This window comes from Myxococcus sp. CA051A (assembly GCF_013336705.1).
Taxonomy (GTDB): Bacteria; Myxococcota; Myxococcia; order Myxococcales; family Myxococcaceae; genus Myxococcus; species Myxococcus llanfairpwllgwyngyllgogerychwyrndrobwllllantysiliogogogochensis.
Genome location: NZ_JABUMS010000016.1, coordinates 56,724 through 81,652 on the forward strand (window position 1 = coordinate 56,724; position 24,929 = coordinate 81,652).

The following is a 24,929-nucleotide window of genomic DNA, read 5'->3' on the forward strand; positions in this document are numbered from 1 at the left end:
GGCGAGCGGGCGCGGGGAGGCAGGGAGGGCCGCTGGCGGCCCCCTCGGACAGAGCGCGGAGAGGGTGCACGGCCGTACGGTCCCGCACCTTCGTGGAAGAGCCCCTGCCGCGAGGGCCTCAGGGCCCCGGAGGGAAGACTTCCTCCAGGACCTCTGGGTCCTTCAGCGCGCCCCGGAAGGACTGCTCCAGCGCATCCGTGAACCACTCCGGCTTCAGGGCGAGCACCAGGTAGCTGAAGCACGCCCGCGCCGGCGTCAGCCCCGTCCCGAGCGGCGTCAGCCACCGCAGGTCGACGGGCATCCCTCGGCGCTGTCGGGTCAGCAGGGCGCGGACGACATCACGGATGAACCGGACGCCCACCACGGTGAGCGGAAACGAGGGCACGTCACACATCCGCCACAGCGCCAGCAGGAAGTCATCGCAGGTGCCCCCGGGAACGGCGAGCACCGCGTCGAGGACCTTGTCGAGCATCCCGCTGGACCAGCGCGGAGTGCCCGTGTCCACGTACATCGCCAGCAACGCCAACCTGCAAGCGCCCTGGCGCTCCGACGCCCCGGGAAGGCCCCGCACCCCACCTTCCTCGGACAGGGGCGGGCTTCCCAGTGCGACCAGAACCGGGCCATAGGCCGCCCTGAGCGCGGGCGGCCAATCAGCGATCCGCGCGCGGAGGTCGTCCAGGTGGCCCGAATCACGGGCCCCCAGCAGCTCGGCCTCCGCGCCGTTCTTCAGTGAGGCGAGGTCAGTCATGAAGCAGGACTTTGACCATGGTTCCAGGGTCCATTTCACCACTCTGCACGCGCCGGATGATTTCCTCCGTCCGGTGGTGGCCACCCGACAGGCTCAATCCCCCCTTCGCCCCGCTGGCGCTGATGGGGTCGTCGAGCCGGAACATGATCAGGTCGTCGTTGCTCATCTTCAGGATGCCCCCGCGCTGGATGTCATTCGTCGGGTGCAGTCGCGTGGCGATGCGCCCCGACAGCTCCCCGGCGGACAGCTCGTAGATTCGGGGATTGAACTCCGCGAGCGTGGGCGGGCGCGGATTCCTGGGACTGCCGAAACCGCCCTTGGAGATGCGGTACAGGACGCTCTCGGGCAGCTCGTTGAGGGCCACCCGGCTGGCGGCAATCGACGAGATGTTGTGGACCCAGGTGGACAGCTCGCCCACGAAGTAGGTGTGCGCGTGCTCGACCTCGAAGTTGTAGACGGTCTCCGGCCCCGGCAGCGACTGGAGCGAGTGGACCCGGATGGGATTGCCCGCCACCGTCTGCAGCGCGTCCCCCGGCGCCAGCATCTGCGCCTGGGTCCAGCCCCGGCCCTGGACCCAGAAGGGGTGCTCGGCGGTGACGCCCAGCGCCTCCAGCGACCCGGCGTCCTCGGAGATGAGCTCCAGCAGCAGCACGGCCCGGTCCGGCTTGACGAAGGTGCGTGACACCTGGTGCCAGCCGGGCTCCTGCGTCTCCTCGTCCCATGCCCAGACCCAGTCTCCCTCTCGGACCTCCTCGATGGGCACCGGCCCCGCGAGCGCGAGCACCGGTGTGCCCGCGACGAAGCAGCCTCCGCCCAACATGATGGCCCGGGCATAGGAGGTCGTGCTGGAGCCAGCCATCCGCAGCGCCATGGCTCCGTCGACGATGGCGGCCCGGAAGGCGAACTTCGCCACCCGACCCACGCCGCGCGTCAGCAGGTCCACGGCCACGAACTCCAGGCCGACCTTCACCACCTCGCCTGTCATGCGCCGGTAGTGCTCGAACCGCGCCATCTGCCATTCGTGCTCGGTGCCGTAGTACGTCCCCAGCGTGGGCTGGGACAGACCGTGCTGGGCCATGTAGCGCGGCAGGTTGCCGGGCTGCTGCCGGACCAGGGCCTTGTGCTGTGCCTCCAGGCTGCTGGTGCCGTTCTGGTCCGCGGAGCGAGACAGCTCCGCCGGAGGCCCCCCCCACTCCGCCGCGCCCGCGCCCGCCTCCAGGTTCGGCGGCTGGTATCGCGGCGCCCGGACAATCGTCTCGCCTCCATCCGGCAGGTCATCCCCCTGCGCCTGGAAGCCCGTCGGGTCCGTCCACCGGAGCGGGTTGTTCAACGTGTAGGCGTAGCGGTTGTAGGACTGACCGTCATGCGGGAACTGGACGAAGGGGTCCGGCGTGAGGAAGCGCGCCGTCTCCGGGTCGTAGATACGCCCGCCCATGTTCACCAGGCCGAACTCGTCATCGGCCTCGTGTCCCGTGAAGCCCTTCTTCACCGAGCTGGTTCCCACCGACGCCGCCACGGGCAGCGCGTGCGGCATCCGTCCGGCGCCAAAGGGCTCGAACTTCATCCGCTCCCCGTCGAGCACGTTGCCCAGGGCATCCACCACGCGCTCGGTGGAGCCCAGGTGGTCGCCCAGCAGGTACAGCGTCTGGTCCGCGCCGCCGTCCGTCCAGACGACCTGCGCGACGGTGCGCGGGCCGCCCGACACATGGAAGACGTGCTGCGTCTGGCCGCCCTGCTGACGCTTCTCGTAGAGGCCCCCCACGTACGTCGTGACACCGCCCAGGCTGCTGCGCTTGAGCACGCGCCCCTGGCCACCGTCGTACTTGAAGCTCACCTCGCGGCCCGTGCCAGTGATGCGCCGGGGCAGGTCGAACGCGGTGTAGGTCACCGCCCGGCTCGGCGCGCTCACCTGGTTGCCGTTCGCGTCGTAGCCGTAGGCTCCCGCCTGCGTCTGCTTCACCGCGTGGGGCCCCGCTCCCGGGCCGGTATACGTGCTGGTGGTCGCCGTCCCGGTGCCTTCCAGCACGCGGCGCTCCAGCAGGTTGCCCAGGTCGTCGTAGTGGTACTCCAGGGCGGACCGGCGGCAGTTCTGGAACACGGTCCACTTCTTGAGCCGGTCCAGGGTGTCGTACTCGAAGTCCTCCGTCGTCCGGGAGAGCACGTCGTTGCGGTTGAGGAGGTTGCCCTCCAGGTCCCACTCGTAGGCCAGGCCCTGGAGCGCGGTGGCGCCACGCTTCGAGTCGATGAAGCGCAGCCGGCCCCTGGGGTCGTGACGGAGGTGCGTCACCACGTCGTTGCCCAACTGCTCCTGCGTGAGCTGCCCCAGGTCGTCGTACCCCTGCGCCGTCCAGTACGCCTTGGGCTCGGTGGGGGAACGGACCTCCTTCAGGAAGCCGTAGTCCGAATAGGAATGGACCACGGAGAGGCGCCGGGCGCCCGCCTGCGGGTACTGCACCGTGGCCAGCCGCCCGTTCGCGTCATAGGTGCGGTTGACGGCGTAGGCGGAGCCCTCGATGTTCCAGGTGCTCTGCTCCAGTTGGCCCTTGATGTTGTAGAGGTGCGCGACGGTGACACCGTCCGGGCTGGTGGAGCTGGTAATCGCCCCCTTGAGCGAGGTGTCCCACTCCAGGGCGTACTGGCCATCCGGCGTCGTCACCCGCTTCTGGCGGCCCAGCGCGTCGTACTCGTCATAGACCGTCTGTCCGCCCTTCCCATCCGTCTCCAGACGAGGGTCGCCGAAGGCGTTGTAGAGGGTGGTGCTCACGCCCGAGTCGGGGTCCGTCACCTGCGTCCTGCGGCCAAGCACGTCGTGCTCGAGCACGACCGAGTTGCCCGCGGAGTCGGTCACCTGGCGAAGCACGCCGAAGGGGCCGAAGGCATACGTCGTCCGCAGCTCCCGTCCGGTGGCCTCATAGGCACTGCTGGCCACGAGCTGACCGATGGCGTTGGACTCCGTGGTCGTCTTGTTGTTTCGCTCGTCCAGGCGCGTCGTCTTGCGGCCGTCGTACGTATAGGTGACGGCGCCCCCTTCCGGCGCGGTGAGGCTCAGCGGACGGTCCATCAGGTCATACGTGGCCACCGAGTAGCGCACCGGGGCCACCCCGGAGTACGGCCTCGACACGTTCACCTTGCGGCCCAGCGCGTCGTAGCTGCTCAGCACGGTGACGATGCGGTTGTCGAAGCCCCGCGTGTCACGGCGAATCTCGCGGCCGAGGTTGTCGGCGGTGACGGCCGTCTGCTGACCGCCCACCACCTGCGTGGTGACCTTCAGCCAGCCCAGGGAGTCCGCGCCGTAGTTGACGAGCTCCGTCTCACCCGACGGCGCGACGGTGCTGCGAAGCCGTCCGAAGCCGTCGTAGCGGTGATGGGTGAGCAACCCGTTGGAGTCCTCGATGACCAGCGGAATCCCAAGCCCGGGGTGATAGGCCATGCGATTGCGGTGCCCCTGGGCGTTGAAGGTGGTGGCCGGAAGCAGGTGCTCCACCGCGTCGTAATGCGTGCGCTCCACACGCGTCGTGCCCGAACCGGTGCGCGACACCTGCTCCACCAGTCCGAAGGCATCCCGTCCGTACAGGGTGGTCAACGTCACGTCCGCGCCGCCCGTCGGTTCCATCACGGTCTGCTGCAGCAGGCCCCGGCTGTCGTACTCGTGTGTCAGCACCCGCGTCTGGGTGCGCAGGTCGGCGGTGGTGCTCGTCACCACCACCCGGCGAGGCAGGCCCATGAGCCAGTTCGCCACGAGGTTGTCGATGATGGGCACCTCCGTCTTGGTGTGCCAGGAGCGCCCGGTGAGCGCCCCCGCCAGCACCTCGTCATCGAACTGGTCGGTCGTGGTGGCGTTGCCGTGCGCGTCCTGCGCTTGCAGCTGCCGGCTGCGTCGCGTCAGGGGCAGCGTCGTCCCCGTGCCTTCCCGATACTCGTCCGTCACCTGGTTCGCGTAGAGGAAGGGCCGGCCTCCCGCGCTGGTCGCCACCGTGTAGAGGTGGCCGCGCTGGTGCTCGTGCCGGACGCCCGTGGCGAGCGTCAGCGCCGTCGCCTCCGTCGCGGGAATGAACGAGCGCAGGTACAGGCCGCTGGTCCGCGACTGGTTGTCATAGGTGGTCACCGTCGTGGCGTTCGTCTGCCGGTTGATGAGCGTGCGCTTGCCGAAGCCCTGCCAGCCATGGCCCTGGACGTCCGTGCGAGCGGCCTCATAGGCGTAGAAGAACTTGTTGAAGTTGCTGGTGCGCGTCCCGTCGTCGACGCCCGATTCGACGACGACCCACATGTTGCGCGGACACTGCTGCGGGTAGACGCAGGTGCCGGGGGTGTGGATGCGCGGCTGTCCCGACGCGGCCGGCTGCTGCAGGAAGTGCTGGTAGCGCGCCGTCACGGCCTTGCCATGCTTGCCCACCCGGACGGCCGTCAGCGCGTCCGGCAGCTCGCCCTGGCGCAGGTACACGCGGAGCACGCCGTAGGCCTTCTGCTGCGCCACGGGGACCGAGAGGTCGTCCTCCACCTGGATGATGTCGGCGAGGCCGTCTCCGTTCGCGTCGAAGACCTGGGAGAAGCGCTGCCCGTAGCCGAAGGGCTTCGCGACGGAGGTGCCTCCCGTCGAGTGGCCCACGGGGATGTCCAGCTCCCGCGGCTCGAAGTGGTCATCCCGGCCCAGCAGCACCCACACCTTCGCGCGGGTCTCCGTTCGGCCGCTGTAGTCCCCCGCGTCCGTCACCAGCAGGTCCTGCCGACCATCGCGGTCGAAGTCCATCACCCGCACGCCGGGGTCCAGGCCGCGAGGATTGGGGCGAATCCACGAGGGGCTCAGCTCGTGCCTCGCGTCCAGGTTCTGCGCCACGGGCGGCATGAAGCCGTTGCCCGTGTTGATGGAGATGAGCAGGTCGCCGTAGAGCGTCCCGTGCGAGTCGGTGTCGCGGTCCCTCCGGCTGCTCACCGCATCCGCGAGACCGTCGCCGTTGATGTCCACGAACCAGGTCCTGTTGTAGTGCCAGCGCCAGTTGAGCGAAGGCGAGGACGCCACCGGCACCGCGGACAGCCCGGCGTCGGCGTACCGGTATGCAGCCGCTGCCCCCACGCCCACCGCGAGGTACTGCGCGGAGAAGTCGTCGTCCGTGCGGGTGTCGGCGGTGCGCACCAGCACCTCGGTGCTGCCATCGCCGTCCACGTCGACGGTGTAGCCCGCGTGGTCCACGCCCGAGCGCAGCGGCACCTGCGTGTACGCCGACAGCACGAACCCGCCCTGGTTCATCCGGTAGCCCCAGTCATAGGGCTGCGGGGACTTGGTGGAGCGGAACAGCTCCGGCAGGCCGTCACCGTTCATGTCCGCGACCTGCATCACCGGGACGCGGACGGGGGTCGTGGACGTCGCGGCCTCCCACCAGAACTGGAACGTCTCCGCCGCCTGGATGTTGGCCGGCTCGAACGCCGAGCCGTTGAAGCGATACAACTGGTAGTAGCCGTTCTGTCCGCTGGCGTCCGCGCGCTGGAGCGCGACGACCTCCGACACGCCGTCGCCGTTCATGTCGACGATGCGCAGGTCGTCGTCGCCATTGCCCGACTTGGACAGGGGGAGCTGGGCGTTGATGGGGGGGCCGAAGACGCCCGCGCTGGCGGCCAGACGGTAGTACCAGACAGAGTCACCCAGGCTGACCGTGTTGCCATAGACGGGGTCCGAGATGATGCGGGCCTGGTCGTTGCGGCGGTAGAGCAGGTCATCCCGTCCGTCGCCGTTGATGTCCAGCGTGTGGAGCGTCCAGAAGTCCTGGACGCCCGGAATGATCTGCCCACCCAGGGTGGCGTCCGGAGCCCCCAGCGTCTTGACGTCGCGGATGGGGACGTAGTTGCCACCCACGAGCTCCGTGGCCGTCACGGCCTGGAAGTCACGCAGCTGGACGACGGGGTCATCACAGTCGTTGTCCGGGCTGGCGCTGCAGTCCACGCCCTCCGTGTAGCTGAGCTCCACCGGGTCCCGGCAGATGCCCTGGCCGTCACATTCGAACACGCGATCAAGCAAGCTCCTGCGGGTGACGCGGGCGACGCGGTAGCTCAGCTCGTAGGCGCGAAGCAGCACGTCATTGCGCGTCGTGGGCGTCGAGGCCAGGCCAGGCCCATACATCTCGATGCGCGACAGCCGCTTCGACGCGCGCAGCTTCAAGCCCGACACGAAGCGCACCTCCGAGTCCGGACGGGCCGCCACCGGATAGACGAAGCGCACACTGCGACGGCGGAGGTTGTCCGTGGTGTCGCTCGTGTGGCCCGTGTAGTCGATGCGGTCGGGCACATGCTCGTAGCCACTGCTCGCGTTGCCATCCAGCACGTAGCGGATGCGCAGGTCATTGCCGGCGCGGTCACGGACCTCGGACAACGCCCAGCTCAACCGGACGGTGGTGTCGGGGCCCTGAGACACCACCCCGGTCGCCGGGTCCGTCGTGAAGCTCAGCCGCTGCCCCTCCAGACGGGAGAAGGTGGTGGCGTGCTTCCCGTAGGACAGGATGCGACCATCCTTCGAGTACACCTCGAAGTAGTCGGGAGCCCCCGTGCCATCGATGTGGGCGAGCACCTTGGAGAACGACTCCACCTCCGTCCGGTACTCGATGAGCGAGCCGCTGCTGGCGACAACCACCAGTCGCTTGCCATCCAGACAGAAGGCGTCCTCCGGGAGGAAGCGCACCGGGGCCGTCAGCCCGTCCTGGGCAAAGGTCTTCCGGCAGCGCATGACCTGCGAGAAGCCATTGACCGCCCAGCCCACGCCCACCAGCCCATTGCCCGCGCGGCTGTGGTAGCCGAGCGACAGCTTCGGCTCCAGGCCCGCGCGGCCCTGAGGCACCCAGAGCGGGAAGCCATAGGACGCCGCGCCGTCCGAGGTGACGTTGAAGTTCGCGTCCACCTGCCCTGGCGTGGTGCCGGTGGACTTCGTCTCCGTGTGCATCATGGAGAAGGGAGGAATGACGAGCGGGTCATCATTGAGCACCCGCTCTCGCGACTGTCCCAGCTCGGATTCTGGGGCAGGGCTCTGCTGGGATGACCCACAACCTCCCGCGCCGTGGAGCAGGGAGACGCTCAACACAAGCATCGACGTGAAGCGCTTCATTGCCACTTCCTTGCGAGTCCTTCGGACCCGGATTGGACCTACGGCCTGAATGGTCTGGAACACGTTGAAGGCAGCCTGAATCCGCGCGTCTTCCGACGCGGGTTCCGCTACCCGCCCTGGCTCATCCCGCAGGGGCCGCAATCCAGCGTCCCACCGCAAGTGTCCGTGATGACGCCGCAGTCCACGGCCTGCTGAGCACACGTCCTGGGCGCGCACGCCCCCACGCACACGTTGTTGTTGCAGATCTGCCCGGCGCCGCAGGCACCGCAGCTCAGCGTCCCGCCGCAGCCATCCGGGATGGAGCCGCAGTTCCTGCCCTGGGCCGCGCAGCTCGTCGGCGTGCAGGAGCAGGAGCCCAGGTCACTGCGGCAGATGTTGCTCTCGTCGATGGTCCCATCACAGTCATCGTCCAGGCCGTTGCACGCCTCGGGAGGGGCATTGCAGACGCCGGACCAGGAGCCCGTCGCACAGGCCTCCGTGGAACCAGGGCACGCGCCTCCGGGGCCCACACATTCACGCGTGAGGGTGTTCGTACCCTGGCCGGGGGCATTGTTGACGACGCCGTCCTGGTCATCGTCACATCCGTTGCAGAGCTCCGCGGTGGGCGTGTCACGAGTACAGGGCCCCACGGTGCCATTCTCCCGGCACCACCGCTTCGCCGAGTAGCCGCTGCAGTCATCCGCGCAGGAGAGATACTGGGTCCCCACCTGGACCTTGCAGACGAGCTGTCCGCTCACGCAGTGGAGCTTGCCGAAGCACCCGTTCTGCTGGGCGTCACAGAGGATGGTGGGGACATAGTCCTCGTCAATCTGTCCGTCGCCGTCGTCGTCACACCCGTTGCAGATGTCGTCCTGGGCCCGATAGGCCGTGCAGGAGGTCCCGATGACATTGCCGGTTTCGGAGCAGAAACGAGTGCCCGAGCGTCCACACACGGAGCAGGCGGTGGTGGACGAACCGTCGTATTCGCACGGCCCCCAGTAGTCGTCACAGGTACGGGTGCCCTGGCAGGTCCCCTTGCTGCACTCCTGGGTCGCTCCAGACGGATAACACGTGGCCCACGCCTCGGCGGGGACCAGTCCCAGGAGGAGCGCGAAGCCGCTCAGGAGGAGAGGGAGATACCGCCGGAGGATGCCCTCGGCCCCGGGAGACTGGCGTGGGCCGGGAACCGCTTCACGGGACAACGGAGGCAGCACTCCGCTCACAGCAGGAGATGGGAAGGTACGCATGGTGTACCTGTCATACGAAGGGCTCCCGGTTTTCTGGTCGTCCCTCCCGCGCGGCGCACCTCCAGCGCCACTCGAAGACCTTCCAGCCCGTACCGCTATTCCTCGGCGTCGTTGGCGAGCAGCGCGTCAGGGTCCGTGAACAACTCATCCGCCCGTTCAGACAGCGCCAGGCGCTGCAATCCCTCGTTGGCGCCCTCACCCGCGAAGTCACAGGGCAGGTCGCGCAGCAGGAAGGCCTTCTCGGAGGACCTGACCGTTTCGGGCAGCTCGCCGTGGGTGTAGTACGTGTGGCTGGGGATGCGGATGGGTTCGTTGGTGTTCTGATACCGCTCCGTCACCCGCGGCAACACTCGCTCGGAATCAGCGCTCCTCCGGCCGTAGGCGGCCTCGGTCATGTCGAAGCGGAGGAAGCACTGGTCCTCGCGTGTCGGCAGGAGGAGTTCGTCGAAGCCGTAGGGGACGTCGACGGAGTAGTAGATGACAGTGCCGGACGTGGGGTCCGTCAGCTTCACCTTGTGAGGGCCGCGACTGACCTCGAAGACGAGGTGGTCGTTGTCCTTGCTCAGCTCCGGCATCGGCTTCCCTTCCACGGCGAGCTCCACGGCGCTGTCTGCCACCGTCAAGACGTGCAGCCTGCCGACGCCGAGCGCCTGGTTGAGCACGGACGCGAGGCCCGCGCCGACGAACCCGACGACCACGACCACCACGGCGATGATCTGCACCTTGCGCACCACGAGGACCCCCATTCCGGGTCGACCGACGACCCGTGCGCGCGGGACGATAATCCACTCCCCGGGCGCCTGTGGAAAAGGAGGAGCGCTCCCCATGCGACCTGGCGCCCCTGTGGGCAGCGCGCACAGGAGACCCGGCTACTTCTCGATGCTTCGCGGCGACGCCTCGAAGGCCGCGATGCGGGCGAGCTGCTCGCGCGCCACGTTCAGGTTCGTCCCCGCGACGGCATGGGCCAGTCGCTGGAGCCACGCGGCCCCCGTGTGCCGCTTCGTGAGCCATCGACTGCCCACCACCATGATGGCCAGGAACACGAGCCCGAAGAGCACGTTCGCCGCCAGGTAGCCTGTCCCCAGCACCCGATAGGCGTCCACCCCGGCAAGCCCTCGCAGCCCAACGATGAGCAGCGGCGTCCACAGGAGCGGCGACAGCCACAGCACCCACTGTGTCGTGCGGACCGTGGACGCCCTCAGCGACTCCACGCCGGCCTGGAGCTGGGTGATGGGCGCGGCGTAGTCGAGCGCGCCCACGCGCAGCCACTGGCGGGCCGCGACGGCCGTGAGGACGAGCGCCACGCCATCAAGCAGGAGCGCGGGGACGACGAACCGGGGCTCGCGCACGTTCGCCGCGATGAAGGCCCCCAGCGCGACCAGGCTGACCAGCCCCATCACCAGCTCGAATCCCAGCGACCATCGCAGCCGCCCCATCATGGTCCGCGTCCCCTCCAGCTCCGTCGCGCGCAGCAGCCGTCGGTTGAGGCGAATCACCTCGTCCAACCGCGCGTCATCCGCCTGCCAGCACTTCTGGAAGTCATCGAGTTCCATCGTCAGGTCTCCTTCGTCGTGTCGGTTGAGAGGCTGCGCATGTCCGCGCGCAGCCGGTCCTTCAGGCGGCCGATGCGAGTCGAGACATTGGTGGTGCTGATGCCGAGCACCTCGGCGATGTCCGCGTGGCCGTGGCCATCCAGGTACAGCATCGCCAGGGCCTTGCTCAGGTCATCCAGCTGGGAGATGCACTGGTACAGGAGCGCGAGGTCCTCCGACGGAGGCCCCTCCACGTCCCGAGCCACCTCCAGCATCTCCTGGCTCTCGGGCGCGAGATGCCGCTTCCGGGTGCCCTCCCTCCGCTGGAAGGAGATGGCCACATTGAGCGCCACCCGGTACATCCAGGTCGAGAACCGGAGCCGGTCGTCGTAGCGGGGAAACGACTGCCAGAGCTGGGCGATGGTCTCCTGGACCAGGTCGTCTGGCTCCACCCCGGGGCCGCCGTAGACGCGGGCGACCTTGTAGAGGATCCGCCGGTGCGCCTCCAGGAGGGCGAGGAAGCGGGAATGTCGGTCAGGTTCGGCCATCGAGGGTCCAGAGGTTGCGAGGGCGCGAGTGACGCGTCCATCGCCTTCACCCCATGGTTCGCGCCAGGAGGCGGAATCTCACACCGGCCCCTCTCTTTTCCGCTCGGGCCAGGCACGCCGGCACCGCCAGCCAGGGCGGCTGCCGCTGTGCCACCTCGCCTCCTTTGACGCCCTTTCGGACGGGTGCGTTCCCCACGGTGGGATAGGGTGCGCCGCCATGACCTTCTCCACCCTCGGTCTCTCGGACGCGCTCGTCCGCGCGATGAGCGACCTCGACTGCCTCGACCCGACCCCTGTGCAACGCGCGGCCATCCCGGCGGTGCTGCGCGGCGGTGACGTGTGGGCGTCGGCACCGACGGGCTCGGGGAAGACCGCCGCCTTCGTACTGCCGCTCCTGGAGGCCCTGGCCCAGAGCCCTGGCGGCAATCCCCGGCGGACCCGCGCCCTCATCGTCGTTCCCACCCGCGAGCTCGCCGCGCAAATCGCCGATGCCGTCGAGCAACTCGGTCGCCATCTGCCCCGGCGCCTGAAGACGTGCCTCGCGGTCGGCGGCGTCTCCATCAACCCCCAGATGCTGGCGCTGCGCGGAGGCGCGGACCTCATCGTGGCCACGCCGGGCCGCGCGCTGGACCTGGTGGACCAGAACGCGCTCCGGCTCTCCACCGTGGAGACCCTGGTCCTCGACGAGGCCGACCAGCTCCTCTCGTTGGGCTTCGCCGACGAGCTCACGCGCCTGCTCGCCCTGCTCCCCAAGCGCCGCCAGAATCTACTGTTCTCCGCCACCTTTCCGCCCGCGGTGGGGAAGCTCGCCGAGCAGCTGCTGCACGAGCCCACCCGCATCGACATCCAGCCAGAAGCCCTGCCCGGCGCGGACCTCGTCGTCCAGCGCGCCATCGAGGTCGACGCGGGCCGGCGGACGATGCTGCTGCGTCACCTGCTGGAAACGCACGCCTGGTCCCACGTCCTGACCTTCGTGGCCAGCCGCTATGGGTCGGAGCACGTGGCGATGAAGCTCAACCGCGCCGGCATCACCGCGGCGCCGCTTCACGGGGAGCTCAGCCAGGGAGCACGCACGCGCGCGCTCGCGGACTTCAAGGCGAAGCGCGTGCAGGTCCTCGTCGCCACGGATGTCGCCGCGCGCGGCATCGACATCGTGCAGCTCCCCGCGGTCGTGAACTACGACCTGCCGCGCTCGCCCGTGGACTACGTGCACCGGATTGGCCGCACGGGCCGCGCCGGCGAGCCGGGCATGGCCATCAGCTTCATCAGCGCGGACACGCAGGCTCACTTCCGGCTCATCGAGCGGCGCCACCAACTGCGCCTCGCGCGCGAGCAGCTCCCCGGGTTCGAACCCGTCGACGTCCCCACCCCGCCCCTGGACGTGAATGGCGGCGTGAAGGGAAAGCGCAAGAGCAAGAAGGACAAGCTGCGAGAGGCCGCCGCCGAGGCCGCGAGCCGACCGCCATCGCGCCGCAAATAACGGGGCCGTGAATCGAAGGCGGGAAGATCCGCGAACGCCTTCGTTCCTCTGGGGCACAACCCGGAGGTTTCATGCAACGCGGTGCATTCCTGTTGGCTCTCGCCAGTCTCATCCCCACATGGGCCCTGGCGGCGCCCCACGTCACGAGGCTTCCTCCCCAGAACGCCGCGGTCCACTGCGCTCCCGGCGCGACGTGTACCCAGCCCACGGTGGACGGCTGGGTTCCGCCGATGGAGTACGCCGACGGCAAGAAGTTCCCGTTGCAGGACTACGTGAACGGTGGCCCCAACGGCGAGCTCTACCTGTTCGTCAGCGACAACGCCGAATACACCTCGGACGAGTGCAACTTCGGAGTCCCCAATGCCGGGGGAATTCCCTCGGTCCAGACCAACCCCTGCCACTCGCAGACGCTGTTCATCGGCATGCGCCTGCCCCGGCCCAAGGACGCCAACGGGAACTTCCTGGACGCCTCCGGCATCATCGACGTCTGGCTCGACGCCCAGCGCGACGCCACCATCAACCAGGTCGCCGGGGCGAACATGCCCCGCTCCGAGGACCGTCACCTCCAGCTTCGCTACTCCACCGGCCCGAACGGAAACACCACGCTCTCGCAGCGGATGGGCAACAACGCGAATGGCTGGATGGCGCTGACGGCCCCCAACCAGGCCTGGGCCACCAGCGTCACGGTGGCGACCCCGGGCGCGCAGCCGTCCCGCGTACACATCGAGTTCGCGGTGAAGCTGCGCTCGAGCGTGCCACCCATCGTCGGCAGCGAGCCGCTGTCGGCGCTGGTCCGCAAGCTGGGCCTCGGCCTCCAGAGCACCGTCTTCTCGGTGGCCGGCGCCACGCAGAAGGTGGGAGGCGGCACCTTCCCCAATGTGAAGAACCAGCCGCCCGTCAACTTCATGCCCTCCACCTGGGAGACGCTCGAGCTCAAGGAGCCCGTCTCCATCCCCCTGAGCTTCACGATGTGGAACGTGGGGCAGATGCCCGATGCGACCTTCTGGGTCAGCGACGGGGGCTCGGGAGAAATCGACACCGTCGCCGCGAAGATTTTCAGGAAGGAGGTCGCCTGCATCTCCGAAATCTGGATGTCCCATGAGCGCGGCGAGCTCATCGAGAAGGTCAACACGCTGCGCGCCATCGAGTCGCTGCCACCCATGCAGGCCGTCACGGAGCTGAACGACGACGTCCTCAAGCTGGCCACGGAGAGCACGGGCCTGGTGCTGTTGTCCTCGCGGCAGATTCTCGAGGGAGGCGTGCACCACTTCCCCTCGCACATGTGCACCGGCAATGACTGCCTCCAGGACAAGGGCGTCATCTGGGCGCGCATCGCCACCCCCGCCGCGACCGAGCCGGTCATCGTCATGGAAGAGACCGGCGCATCCAGGGTCTCCACCGCGACGGACTACGGCGAGTTCGTCGACGTGTTCTGCACCCACGTCAACGCGGGAGAGAACGTCCCCGGCCCCGACACCGATGCCCGCGAGGACCAGCTCTTCGACATCAAGGCCTACGTTCAGCAGGTGCGGAAGGGCGGGCCCCTGCACGCCAACACCTTCCCGTATCTGCTCGGCGACGACGACATCTTCCCCCAGGGCACCTGGCCGAGCGGCCTGGACCGCCCCGCCTTCCTGCTCGGGGACATGAACACCCTGGGGCCCAAGGCCACCCAGGCCGACTCCAACTTCCCGGCCTATCAAGACATGGTGGGCCCCAGCTTCCTGGCCATCAACCAGCGCACCGAGTTCGAGAAGGCAAACACCCTGTTCTCCGAAGCCCGGGACCTGGCCCGCACCTCGTCCGGCCCGGACCCGATGGCGACGGGGACGTGGCTGAGCAGCCAATGCACGGACCTGGTGACGGACGAGCTGGGCTCCAAGGACCGCCTCGACTACGTGCTGGTGTTCCCCGCCGAGGACACGCTGGAGTTTCCCGCCTATGCCCTGCTCAAGGAGCCCACGGCGGACGTCAAGCCGCACTTCGACCCCGACTCCGGCTTCCTCCTGGAGAGCCCTCAGCAGTTCTTCCAGCAATGCCTGTCGGACCACGCGATGGTGGACGTGAGCGTGGCGTTGACGCGGGTGAAGGATGTCGTGAAGTACAACCCCGCCAAGCCGCACCGGATGGAGTACGCGGTGAAGCAGGTCACGGATTTGGAGACGGAGAGCGGCTGCTGCGCGGACTGGTTCACGCCCCGCGTACACATGACGGCGAATGGCTTCTTCCGGGAGAACGCCTTCCTGAACGTCGTCGAGGACCAGACCATCTACCCGAACTGGCTGGTGCACACCGGCCCGGACAATCCCACGCAGTTCCCTGACCTGCCGGCGAACTTCACGGGGGTGGTGAACATGACGTCCGCCATCTGGGAGGAGGATGTCGGCCCCAATGACCACTACGACTCCATCCCCGAGGGGGCCGCCGGGACGGCGGTGGACGAGCGGGACGGCCACTTCAGCTTCTTCGCGGGGTCGGGAATGGTCCGCCGGGTGAAGGGTGAGACGAATCCCAATGATTGGTTCATGGGGCTCGAGCTGATGGGGAGCTTCCTCAATGGCTATGAGAACGGAATGACCCTGGAGACCGAAGGCAAGGACATGGACACGGGCGATAACGCCCGGGTCCGCCACTACATCCAACTGAAGGAGCTCGAGTCCCCATGAGCGCAATGAATCTGAAGTCCGCGGTGCTCGCGCTGCTCCTCGGGGGCACTGCGACCGCCCACGCCGTCGAGCCGATGGTGCCCTACGACAACTTCAACCCAACGGAGTCCAACCCGCCTCGCGCGACGAAGGTGCGCGGCATCGACCCGGCCCGGTGGGTCAGCCAGGAGAGCGGAAGCCGGCAGCAGGCCCTTCGTGAGCTGGCCTTCACCCGCCTGCGGCTGATGAGCCGCGCCAACACGGGCACCGGACGGTACGGACTGCGCTTCACCCAGCCGTCGACGGTGACGGCCATCGAGGCGAAGGTTCGCGTGAACAACGCCAGAAGCACGGGTTGCTCGGTCTCCAGATTCGGAGTCGCCCACGGCACGGCGGAGCTGTCCGGTCACTTCTTCAATGCCTCCACTCCGGGCAGGGGCAGTGCGCGCGATGACATCACAGCCGCCATCCGCATCGTCTCCCGGTCGACAGACCCCGTGGGCTCGCAGGAGCTGCGGGTGGAGGCGGCCATCGAGCGGTGCAGGGACGCGTCCTGCACGGAGCGCAACTCGCTCTTCACCGCGGACCTGGGGCTGATTCACCAGGGCGAACAGGCGAGGCTGCGGGTCCAATGGGACGCGGTAAATGACCGCTTCGTGTTCCAGCGGGACACCCAGCCGGAGGTGCATGGCGCGTACACCGTCGCGGACACCCAGGCTCCCGGAGTCTCGAACAAGGAGTTGGTGGTGACCCATGCCCTGCCCACCTGCGCGAGCGGCAGTCCCAGTCCGCTGGGGTATGTGAATGCATACTTCCATGATGTCCTGGTGAACGAAGCGGCTGCCCCCGCGCTGTGAGGGAGCCCGGGACTGGGGGCATGCTTTGAGCCCCCAGCACCCGTCCTTCCTTGTCAAGGCCCCCTTCGAGGCGGGCTGTTTGATATGTCGATGCCGTGGTTGCTCCCAATCCATGCGAGCGCCACACCCCGAAGGGGGAATCCACATGGGCATCGTTTCGAGAAGTGGCCGGGGCCTGGTCGCCGCACTGGTCGGGGTGGGCGCAATGGCTTCCATCAATTGTGGTGAGGGTCAGGACCTGCCGGAGAATACCCAGGCACAGGTCCAGCAGGAGCGCGCGCCCCTGGACTGCGCCTCCTCCAACACGTGCGCCAGCCTCACGGCCCCCACCGTGGAGCTCACCGCTCCGGCTCCAGGCAGCTTCCTGCGTGGCACTGTCACGCTCACGGCGGACGCCTCGGATGACGTGGGCGTCACGCGCGTGGACTTCTTCGATGGGGCCACGCTCATCGGCTCCGCCACCCAGGCCCCCTTCAGTGTGAGCTGGAATACGACGACGGCCTCGGGTCCACGCACGCTGACGGCCCAGGCCTTCGACGCGAATGACGAGTCGGGTACCTCCAGTCCGGTGAGCGTCCTGGTGGACAACTTCGTTCCCATCATCCTGACCAGCTCGCCCCCGTACACGCCCCAGTCCCTGAACTACGTGCGAGGCATCGTCAATCTGAGCTGGGCGGTGACGGACCAGAACCTCTCGGGCGTCTCCCTGGTGGAGTTCCTCCTGAACGGAAACTTCGTGGCCTCACAGCCCGGCTACTCGGGCGTCACCTACAACTTCACGTGGGATACGCGGGTGCTGGGCAACACCTCCTACAGCCTGACCCTGCGTGCGACAGACCACGCGGGCAACGTCCAGACGAACACCCGGACCCTCATCGTCGACAACGCCCCGCCCTCGTCGTTCCTCTCCGCGCCGGCCAACGGCTCGGTGGTCAGTGGCGTCGTCACGCTGTCCGCCAATGCCTCCGACAGCCAGGCCTTGCTCTATGTTGTCTTTGAAATCGACGGTGTCCTGCAGACGCCCTATTCAACCACCGCGCCGTTCACGCGGGCGTGGGATACGACGGGCAAGTCGGGCACGCATGTGATTGTCGCCATCGCCTATGACCGGGCTGGCAACGGCCGGCGCAGCAACGCCGCGACAGTCACGGTGCCCTGAGCCGCCCGCACCGGGGCGGGCCACGGGCGCGGGCGTGGCCCGCCCCGGTGCAATGAGGTGGGCCGCGCCTTGACGCACACCCGCCGTCATGTTCTCGTTGTAAACATGCCAATCATTCATGACGGAGTTGCTCTTCGGCGAGTGACGATTGCGATGACCGCACTCGTCCTATTGCTCATTCCCGCAGCTGATGCTTCGGCGCAGCCAGTTTTGACTTATTTGTCCGCAGCAGCACCGGGCAAAACGGTCCGTTTCTGGGATTGCTGCAAGGCAAGCGGTTCTTGGCCTGGGAAAGCCGCGGTCAACTCTCCGGTCAGGTCTTGCGACAAGGGTGGCGTAACAGTGAGCGATGTGAATGCGCAAAGCGGCTGCAATGGTGGCGCCAGCTACGCCTGCAATAACAACCAGCCCTGGGCCGTGAACTCGACCTTTTCGTATGGATTTGCCACGGCGGGCCTGCTTGGCAAACTGGAGAGCGACACGAGTTGCGCCTGTTACGCGTTGAAATTCACCAACACGGCCGTGAAGGGCAAGACGCACGTGGTCCAGGTGGTCGGCCAGGGGTCCACCACCAACTCGAACTTTTTCGAACTGCTGATTCCTGGCGGCGGGGTGGGACTTTTCAACGGCTGTTCGCCGCAGTGGGGCGCTCCAAGCTCTGGTTGGGGGGCACAATACGGCGGTGTCACCAGTAAAGCCCAATGCGCTCAATTGCCGGCGCAATTGCAGCCGGGCTGCAACTGGCGATTCGATTGGTTTCTCAACGCGGACAGCCCCGAGATGACCTTCCGTCGGGTCAAATGCCCGACGGCACTCACCGACAAATCGGGGTGCATCCGAAAGGATGGATGAGAAGAGAGGACAAAGACGCTCTGCTCCGAGCGACTAACGACGGGTGAACACGCCCAGCTTGTCGCGGTTCCACGCATTGATGGTCAGCGAAAGGACCTTCGTTCGTGGAGCCGCGAAGAGCGCCCCCGAGAACCCGCTCGCGTTCTCACCCGTGGTCTGGAAGTAGAACTCGTCACCGCTGTAGTGAGTGAGCGGGAATCGCTTGCCGGCGGGGCCGACGGTGAAGGACAGCGCACCGTCTCGAAGCGACACGGTGAGGTCACCGTAGACGCGATTCGGATAGGTTCCAACGTAGGCGCCAAGGTTCCGCGCGGGGGCCGGGTTCACCGCGGGCTTGGAGTACTTCGTCTGGTCCGGGGTGATGGGCTCGGCGACGATGGGCGCGAGGAAGGCCAGCCAGTCGCGCGTCGACGCATTGTAGCGGACGATGTCCACGAACTCGGCGGCGATGGCCTCCGGAACACCCCGAGGGTCCGAGTTCGTCAGCACGGCGATGGCCAGCTTCTTGGACGGATAGACGGTGATGACCGTGGACGCTCCGCGCCCGAAGCCTCCCGAGTGGCCCAGCCGCAGCTCCCCGGTGTCCTCGTAGTCGACGTTCCAGCCCAGCCCGTAGAAGCTCGCCCTCCCCCCCAGCTCCTCCGGACCATGGGTGACATTGTTGGGCCGCCAGATGGTCTGCAGCCCGGGCACGTCGACCACGGGGGTCTGAAGCCCCGGGAAGCCGCCCCCCGAAATCAACATCGTCAGCCATCTGGCCAGGTCGCGCACCGACGAGTTCGCGCCACCGGCGGGCGCCTGACCGTCATTGTTGGCGCCGAGGTCCGGCTTCCATTGGCCATTCACCAGCGTGTGCAGCGCCGCCCGGTTCTTGCTCGCCTGAAGGTCCGCGAAGGAATAGGAGGTGCTGCTCATGCCGAGCGGCGCGAAAATCATCTCCCGCGCCAGGTCCTGCCAAGAGCGTCCCGTCGCCGTGGCGAATGCCTGCGCTCCGGCCGTCAGGCCATAGTTGGTATAGGCATAGTTGTCGCGAAACCGCGCCAGGGGATACAGCGCCAGCTTCGAGATGATCTGCTCACCGGTGTAGCCGAGGTCCTCGAGCAGGTCTCCCGCATGGTCGGGCAAGCCACTGCGATGCGAGAACATGTCGGCGACCGTGACGTGCTGCCCCACCCACGCATCGGCGAGCGTGAAGCCCGGACGGAAGGTCTGGAGCGTGTCGTTCCAGTCCACCTTGGCCAACCGCCGCGTCAGCGCGGCGGCAATCACCGTGGAGCTCAGCGGCTTGGAGACCGAGGCGAGCTGAAACACCGTGTCCACATCGACGTCCCCCACCACGCCCGCCTGGCGTTCGCCCAGGCCCTTGAGGTACCGGACCTGGCCCTCGTACACCACGGCGACCGCGATGCCGGGCACGGAGGTGGCCGCCTTGTCCTTCTTGACGATGTCGTCGAGCACCGCCAGGGCTCGCGTCACGCCTTCGGCGGTGATCTGCCCGGAGGCCGTGGACGTCGCGGAGGCCACGGCCCTGGGGCCCGGTGCTGGCGCGGCCGCCGTCGAACCCGTCCCGGTGATGGCCGCCCCGACTCCCGCCGCGCCCAGGCCCCGCAGCAGCGTCCTGCGTGCCATTCCCGTCGCCGCCGTCGGTGCTGAACCCTGCCCATCGTCGTGCGCCATGACTCCCCCCGGAAGCCTCACGTCGAAACGGTTTCGACGCACCCGCGGAGCGCAGACTGAGAGGCCCGTGGAGGCACGCGCAAGAGACCCAGGTCCCATTGTGCCGCCGAGTCAACGCCCCCCCGTTTCCCAGCGGCCCCGCGTCGTCGCCGGAGCCAGCCGCGTCGCGGCGGACCGTCCTGGCGCCACGAAAAAGAGCCGCGCCCACCCTTGGAGTGGGGCGCGGCTCTCGGACATCAACACTGACAGCGGGCTACTGGCAGCCACCCGCCTGCAGGTAGTCGACCAGCGAACCACCGCCGCTCGAGTTCTCACGACTCACCAGGCACTGGCCCGCGCCGACGGTCACGCTCGAGTCACCCACGGTGAGCGACAGCTCGCCCGTCACCACCTGCACGCCGCCCTTGAAGCCGGTAGCGGCGTTGGCCCGCACCGGACGCAGGCTCGGGCCGCCCGTTCCACCCGTGAGGCGCACGCGATACGTCGCCTCTTCGTACGCCGACGGGACTTCCATCTCGGCGTCCGCCTTGAGCGGAGCCAGGAAGAAGCGCGCCACCAGGTCCACCTCCGGCTGCACGCGCACCAGCGGCAGCCCGTCATCCCCGCGCGACAGCGTCAGGTCGAAGTGGCGGCCGGACTGGCTGTTCAGGTCCAGGGTGAAGAGCTTGTCGGCACCCAGGCTCAAGAAGCTCTGCGCGTCGCCGAGCCCCACGTGGCCCACGGTGAAGTCCTTCTGGTTCTCCGTCGCCTCCAGGGTGAACGACAGGCCCGCCAGGGACACCGTCCAGTCCTTGCCGCGCAGCGCCGGCGCCAGGCCCGCGTACGGCAGGCGCACCTCGGTGGTGTTCAGGTCCAGCAGGAAGCGCGCGCGCTTCGCCGCGCCATCCGCCTCCAGCTCCACCAGCGGAGCAGCGCGCTCCGAAGAGATGGCGATGGTGCCATCCTCGCCCGTCAGCTCCAGACGCAGCGCCTGGAGGATGGAGCCGCTGACAATCCAGTGCTGTTCCCCCGCCTTCGTCACCTTCAGCTCCACCTGCCCCACCATCACCGTGGGCAGCGCCGCTGCCGCCTCCGCGTCGAGCTGCTGCACCGCGCTCTTCACGCCCCCCAGGTCCACCACCAGGGAGGTGGCCTTCGGCAGGAAGCGCAACGACACGGGCTGGGCACGCTTGGACCCGATGAGGAACGTCAGCTCCAGCCCGTCATCATCCAGGGTCGTCGCGCGCACGCGCAGCTCGGACTGGTTCACGAACTTCACGCAGTCGGCGTCCGGCAGCACGCTGCCATCGGTGCAGACCTTCTCGCCCTTGAGCAGGAAGATGGTGGAGTCACCCTCCGTCGACTCCACGTGCTCCGCGATGAAGACGCGCTCGCGCAGGTACTTCTCCAGCCGCGCGGACTGGGCATTCGTCTTGGCCTCGTCGGAGAAGTCGGGAAGCGCCGAGCCGCCCTCCTCATCCTCCTGACTCGGGAGCGCCGGCAGGGGGACGCCGTCAAAGCCCGCGCTGAAGACGGAGAGGGCCTCCTCCAGGCTGTCGACCGCGGGCAGGCCGTTCATCGTCCGCACGCTCGCGCTGACACCGCGCACCATCTCCGCCGAACGGCTGGCGGTGACATCCGCGACCTTCTGCGCATCGGGCGGGTTCTCGCTGTCGCATCCGGTGGCGACCAGGGCGAACACCGCGACGCCGGCAAGCCAGGACCTGGCGTTTCTCATGAGCTGCTCCTTGGAAAGGGTGTGAGTGCGTGCCCCCTCTTGAGCAATGCATGGGCCAACCGGGACTCCAGGTGTTTCCAGTGGTTACCACCACGACTGGGGGTGTAGCGCGCTGCACACCGCGACATCACTGTCACGAAGGCTACGCACCTCGCATCCCCGGCACGCGCGCCCTGACACGGATTGGACGCACCGCGCGAGGCGGCTGGTTTGACTTAATATACACCGTACACTAATCAGGCAGGCCTTGATTCCGGCGGAGCGTGAGCACTGCACGTCCGGACAAAAGGAGCGACAGATGGCGGAGCGTTGGCTTCTCCAGGGCGCCACCGTGGTGACAGGAGACCGGGAGCACGAAGACCTTCCGTGCGGCGATATCCTCATCGAGGACGGGCGCATCACCGCGATGGGCCGGGAGCTGCGCGTGGAGGGCTGCCGCGTGCTCCCTCTCGCGGGGAAGCTCGTGATGCCGGGGCTCATCGATACCCATCGGCACACGTGGCAGACGCCGTTGCGTGGGTTGGGGGGTGACTGGACGGTGCTCGACTACCTCGCGGCCGTCCGGGTGAAGCTCTCCCCCGCCTTCCGCCCGGAGGATGTCCATGCGGGCACGCTCGCGGGTGCGCTCGAGGCGCTCGACGCGGGCATCACGACGCTCGTCGACCACGCCCACTGCATCGCGTCACCGGCACATGCGGACGCGGCCCTCCAGGGGCTCCAGGAGTCGGGCATCCAGGCACTCTTCGCCTATGGCTACGCTGCCGGCTCCGAGCCGAGTCCCTCCTTGCCCACCCCTGAGCACCGCTTCGCGGATGCACGACGGCTCCGCGAAGGCCCGCTCTCCTCCGACAGCGGACGGGTGCGCCTGGGCATCGCGCTCACGGAGATGCAGATTCCGTGGGAGCAGAGTCGAGCGGAGGTCCGCTCGGCGCGTGAGCTCGGCGTGCCCATCACCCTGCATTGCTCGGCGTGGCCCGTGACGGGGCCGAGCGAGGTCGAGCAACTGGAGCGTGAGGGTCTGCTCGGCCCGGACCTCCTCTTCGTGCACTGCACGTTCAGCGGTGACGACGACCTGGCACGAATCGCTGGCAGTGGCGGCTCCATCTGCGCCACCCCGGAGTCGGAGCTTCAGATGGGCATGGGGTTCCCTGTCATCGGGCGCGCCCTGCGCGCGGGGGTTCGGACGACGCTCGGCTGTGATGTCGTGGCGAGCAACGGAGGCGAGCTGTTCACCGCCATGCGGCTCGCGCTCCAGTCCGAGCGGGGCCGCGCGAATGCACTGGCGGGCCTGCCCAGGAGGCTCGACCTCAGGGCGGGCCAGATGCTCCGCATGGTGACGCAGGACGCGGCCGATGCCATCGGGCTCGGGGCCGTCACGGGCTCCCTGCGTCCCGGGAAACAGGCGGACCTGATTGTCCTCGCCGCCGACGCCCTGAACATGACTCCGCTGGGCCATCCGCGCGATGCGGTGGTGCTGCAGGCCCACGCGGGGAACGTCGAGTCGGTGATGGTTCGCGGCGAGCTCGTGAAGCACCAGGGGCGCCTCATCGGGACGGACGTGGCCGCCGTCCGCCAGAAGGTCCTGCGAGCGCGCGATGCGGTGCTGGAGCGCGTCGGAGGGTTGTCCGCGCTCCTCGCCGACCACGCGAAGCTGGAGGAGCACTGGGACCTGGGAACGGGCGTGCAAGCGCCACTTCAGGGACGCGCTGACGACATGGCGTGAAGTACCCGTTTGCGCGCCTCGCGGAGCCCACTAGGTTGGACGCCGCCGCGGAGGGACTCGCGCGGCGATGCGAGGAGCGGGATGGCCGGTCGCGAAGGGGCTGCGGGAAAGAAGGCGCGGAAGACATTGGGACGCCCCCCTCGGCTGTCCCTCCCTCTCGTCATCGAGGCCGCCGCGAAGCTCGTGCGGGAGAGTGGGCTGAAGAACCTCTCGATGCGCGTGCTGGCGGAGCGAATCGGCGCAACGCCCATGGCCGTCTACAAGCACGTCGGAGACCGCGAGGAGCTCGTATCGCGGGTCGTGGAGCACGTCTTCGAGCAGCTCTCGCTGCCGGATGACTCGCTCGCGCCCCTGGACTGGCTGCGGGAGGTGGCGCTGCGCGTCCGCGTGCTCGGCCTGGCACACCGGGGAGTGATGGACTTTCTTCTAGAGGAGGGCCCGGCCGTCCGCGGCGCGCTCCTCGTATTGGAGCGCACCGTCAGCAAGCTCCACGAGGTGGGCGTGCCCTGGAGCGAGGCCGGGGACCTGCACAACACGTTCTTCTCCTGGCTCGCGGGCACCATTCGCCGCCAGGAGCAGTGGGCCAGCAGGGCCGAAGACGCGCCTGCTCCCCTCCAACGCTTCCACGCCGCCGCCCTCGCCCTTCCTTCCAAGGACTACCCCGGTGTGAAGCACACCCTGGCACGCATGCGAGCGCTGGATGTCGACGCGGAGTTCCAGAACAGCCTCGACTTCATGCTGGAAGGAATCGGCCGACGCATCCAGCGTCATCAGGATGAGGGCCCGCCCGCGAAGAAGCCTCGCCGGAAGGCGTGAGCGCCGCGCCACGGGAGAGCGATTGGACGCACCCGGCGGAAGCCAGCGACTCGTGAAGGCAACACCGCGAGGATTCGGTGGGCACCTCGCGGGCAGCGCCTGTCATCAACCGGGGCGAGAGGTGCCGGGTCATTCGTACCAGGTCGGCACGAGCTTCCGGACCTCCGGAAGCGCGGCGACGTCACAAACCATGGTCCACGCGGCGGGCGTGAGCGCCCCGTGGCGTGCCTCGCATTCGGTTTCGCCGGTGGGGATGAAGTAGAGCGTCTCCTTCGGAAGGTCGCAGCCGGCGCGTCCTCGGGAGGGGTTTGCCTCGATGGCGGGGGCAAGCGCTTTCACGCGGGCGAGCAGGGCTTCGTCCCCCGTCGGCAGGCAGAACTCCACCGAGCCATCATTCATGCACCCTGTCTCTCGGCTGAACCTGAGCTTGTGTGTCGGGCAGGCCTCGCCCTGGACCGAGGGGGCACCGGAAGGCCGCGCGCGTGGCGGAGGTGTAGCGCAGGCCGACAGCGCGGCGAGCAACAGGAAAGGCATGGCGAATCGTCTCACGACGCTTCCTTTACACGCCTCCTTCACTGTCGGGGAAGCGCGAAGTCGCCCGAGAGACAGGTCCACGAAGACGGGGCCATCCAGTCCCAAAAGACATCACACGACTAAGGGAAACCCGCAGGACTGTGACAACTCCACTTCGATGAAGTGACAGTCCAGGGGGTGCGGGCCGAGGCGGAAGAGTGCTAAACCCAACGAAGTCTCACAGCGGCCTCCACGGCCACGAAGCCCTCCACCCAAAACCAGCCGTCCACACGCAGCCCGAAGTTCGCTCCACCCGTCACGCTCATCCGCGACGAAGAACTCCGTCCAT

16 protein-coding genes are annotated in these 24,929 nt (G+C 68.0%); 7 read left to right on the forward strand and 9 right to left on the reverse strand.

Annotated elements, in window-relative coordinates; all coding sequences use genetic code 11:
* Positions 1–118 precede the first annotated feature (118 nt).
* The 6 genes from HUA74_RS34995 to HUA74_RS35020 form a co-directional block, all read right to left on the reverse strand.
* Positions 119–748 (reverse strand): hypothetical protein, encoded by a 630-nt coding sequence (locus tag HUA74_RS34995; RefSeq protein ID WP_174458030.1) that lies wholly within the window; start codon positions 746–748, stop codon positions 119–121.
* On the reverse strand, positions 741–7,835 hold the full coding sequence (locus HUA74_RS35000; protein ID WP_174458031.1) for a polymorphic toxin-type HINT domain-containing protein: 7,095 nt from the start codon (positions 7,833–7,835) through the stop codon (positions 741–743). Before HUA74_RS35000 ends, HUA74_RS34995 begins: the two co-directional genes overlap by 8 nt.
* Positions 7,836–7,942: 107 nt before the next feature.
* A complete protein-coding gene (locus HUA74_RS35005) occupies positions 7,943–9,016 on the reverse strand; it encodes a hypothetical protein (protein WP_174458032.1) in 1,074 nt (357 codons plus the stop codon).
* Between the two features lie 140 nt (positions 9,017–9,156).
* Positions 9,157–9,807: a hypothetical protein gene (locus HUA74_RS35010; protein ID WP_174458033.1), complete on the reverse strand. Its 651-nt coding sequence runs from the start codon at positions 9,805–9,807 to the stop codon at positions 9,157–9,159.
* A 123-nt stretch (positions 9,808–9,930) separates the two neighbouring features.
* Complete coding sequence (locus HUA74_RS35015; RefSeq protein ID WP_254624079.1) at positions 9,931–10,614, reverse strand: hypothetical protein; 684 nt, start codon at positions 10,612–10,614, stop codon at positions 9,931–9,933.
* A 2-nt stretch (positions 10,615–10,616) separates the two neighbouring features.
* The gene (locus tag HUA74_RS35020; protein ID WP_174458034.1) at positions 10,617–11,141 is read right to left on the reverse strand and encodes an RNA polymerase sigma factor; all 525 of its coding nucleotides are present in this window, start codon (positions 11,139–11,141) and stop codon (positions 10,617–10,619) included.
* Positions 11,142–11,358: 217 nt separating this feature from the next.
* On the opposite strand from HUA74_RS35020, the gene HUA74_RS35025 reads away from it, so the two are divergent.
* The 5 genes from HUA74_RS35025 to HUA74_RS35045 all read left to right on the forward strand — a co-directional run bounded on the left by HUA74_RS35025 (position 11,359) and on the right by HUA74_RS35045 (position 18,134).
* Complete coding sequence (locus HUA74_RS35025) at positions 11,359–12,621, forward strand: DEAD/DEAH box helicase (RefSeq protein ID WP_174458035.1); 1,263 nt, start codon at positions 11,359–11,361, stop codon at positions 12,619–12,621.
* Between the two features lie 71 nt (positions 12,622–12,692).
* Positions 12,693–15,287 (forward strand): hypothetical protein, encoded by a 2,595-nt coding sequence (locus HUA74_RS35030; protein WP_174458036.1) that lies wholly within the window; start codon positions 12,693–12,695, stop codon positions 15,285–15,287.
* Positions 15,284–16,123 carry a hypothetical protein gene (locus HUA74_RS35035; RefSeq protein WP_174458037.1) on the forward strand — a complete coding sequence of 280 codons (840 nt, stop codon included), beginning with the start codon at positions 15,284–15,286 and terminating at the stop codon, positions 16,121–16,123. The genes HUA74_RS35030 and HUA74_RS35035 overlap by 4 nt, the downstream gene beginning before the upstream one ends.
* 205 nt (positions 16,124–16,328) lie before the next feature.
* Positions 16,329–17,282, forward strand: a complete 954-nt coding sequence (locus HUA74_RS35040; protein WP_254625386.1) for an Ig-like domain-containing protein — start codon at positions 16,329–16,331, stop codon at positions 17,280–17,282.
* A gap of 69 nt (positions 17,283–17,351) precedes the next feature.
* The gene (locus HUA74_RS35045) at positions 17,352–18,134 is read left to right on the forward strand and encodes a hypothetical protein (protein ID WP_174458039.1); all 783 of its coding nucleotides are present in this window, start codon (positions 17,352–17,354) and stop codon (positions 18,132–18,134) included.
* A 33-nt stretch (positions 18,135–18,167) separates the two neighbouring features.
* Here HUA74_RS35045 and HUA74_RS35050 read toward each other — a convergent pair whose 3' ends face one another.
* On the reverse strand, positions 18,168–19,811 hold the full coding sequence (locus tag HUA74_RS35050; protein ID WP_174458040.1) for a serine hydrolase: 1,644 nt from the start codon (positions 19,809–19,811) through the stop codon (positions 18,168–18,170).
* Between the two features lie 253 nt (positions 19,812–20,064).
* Positions 20,065–21,528 (reverse strand): hypothetical protein, encoded by a 1,464-nt coding sequence (locus HUA74_RS35055; RefSeq protein WP_254614691.1) that lies wholly within the window; start codon positions 21,526–21,528, stop codon positions 20,065–20,067.
* 298 nt (positions 21,529–21,826) lie between these two features.
* Here HUA74_RS35055 and HUA74_RS35060 point away from each other — a divergent pair, with 298 nt between their 5' ends.
* On the forward strand, positions 21,827–23,251 hold the full coding sequence (locus HUA74_RS35060) for an amidohydrolase family protein (RefSeq protein ID WP_174458041.1): 1,425 nt from the start codon (positions 21,827–21,829) through the stop codon (positions 23,249–23,251).
* An 81-nt stretch (positions 23,252–23,332) separates the two neighbouring features.
* The gene (locus HUA74_RS35065) at positions 23,333–24,067 is read left to right on the forward strand and encodes a TetR/AcrR family transcriptional regulator (RefSeq protein ID WP_174458042.1); all 735 of its coding nucleotides are present in this window, start codon (positions 23,333–23,335) and stop codon (positions 24,065–24,067) included.
* Between the two features lie 129 nt (positions 24,068–24,196).
* On the opposite strand, the gene HUA74_RS35070 is transcribed toward HUA74_RS35065, so the two are convergent.
* Positions 24,197–24,466, reverse strand: a complete 270-nt coding sequence (locus HUA74_RS35070) for a hypothetical protein (RefSeq protein ID WP_254625387.1) — start codon at positions 24,464–24,466, stop codon at positions 24,197–24,199.
* Between the last annotated feature and the right edge of the window lie 463 nt (positions 24,467–24,929).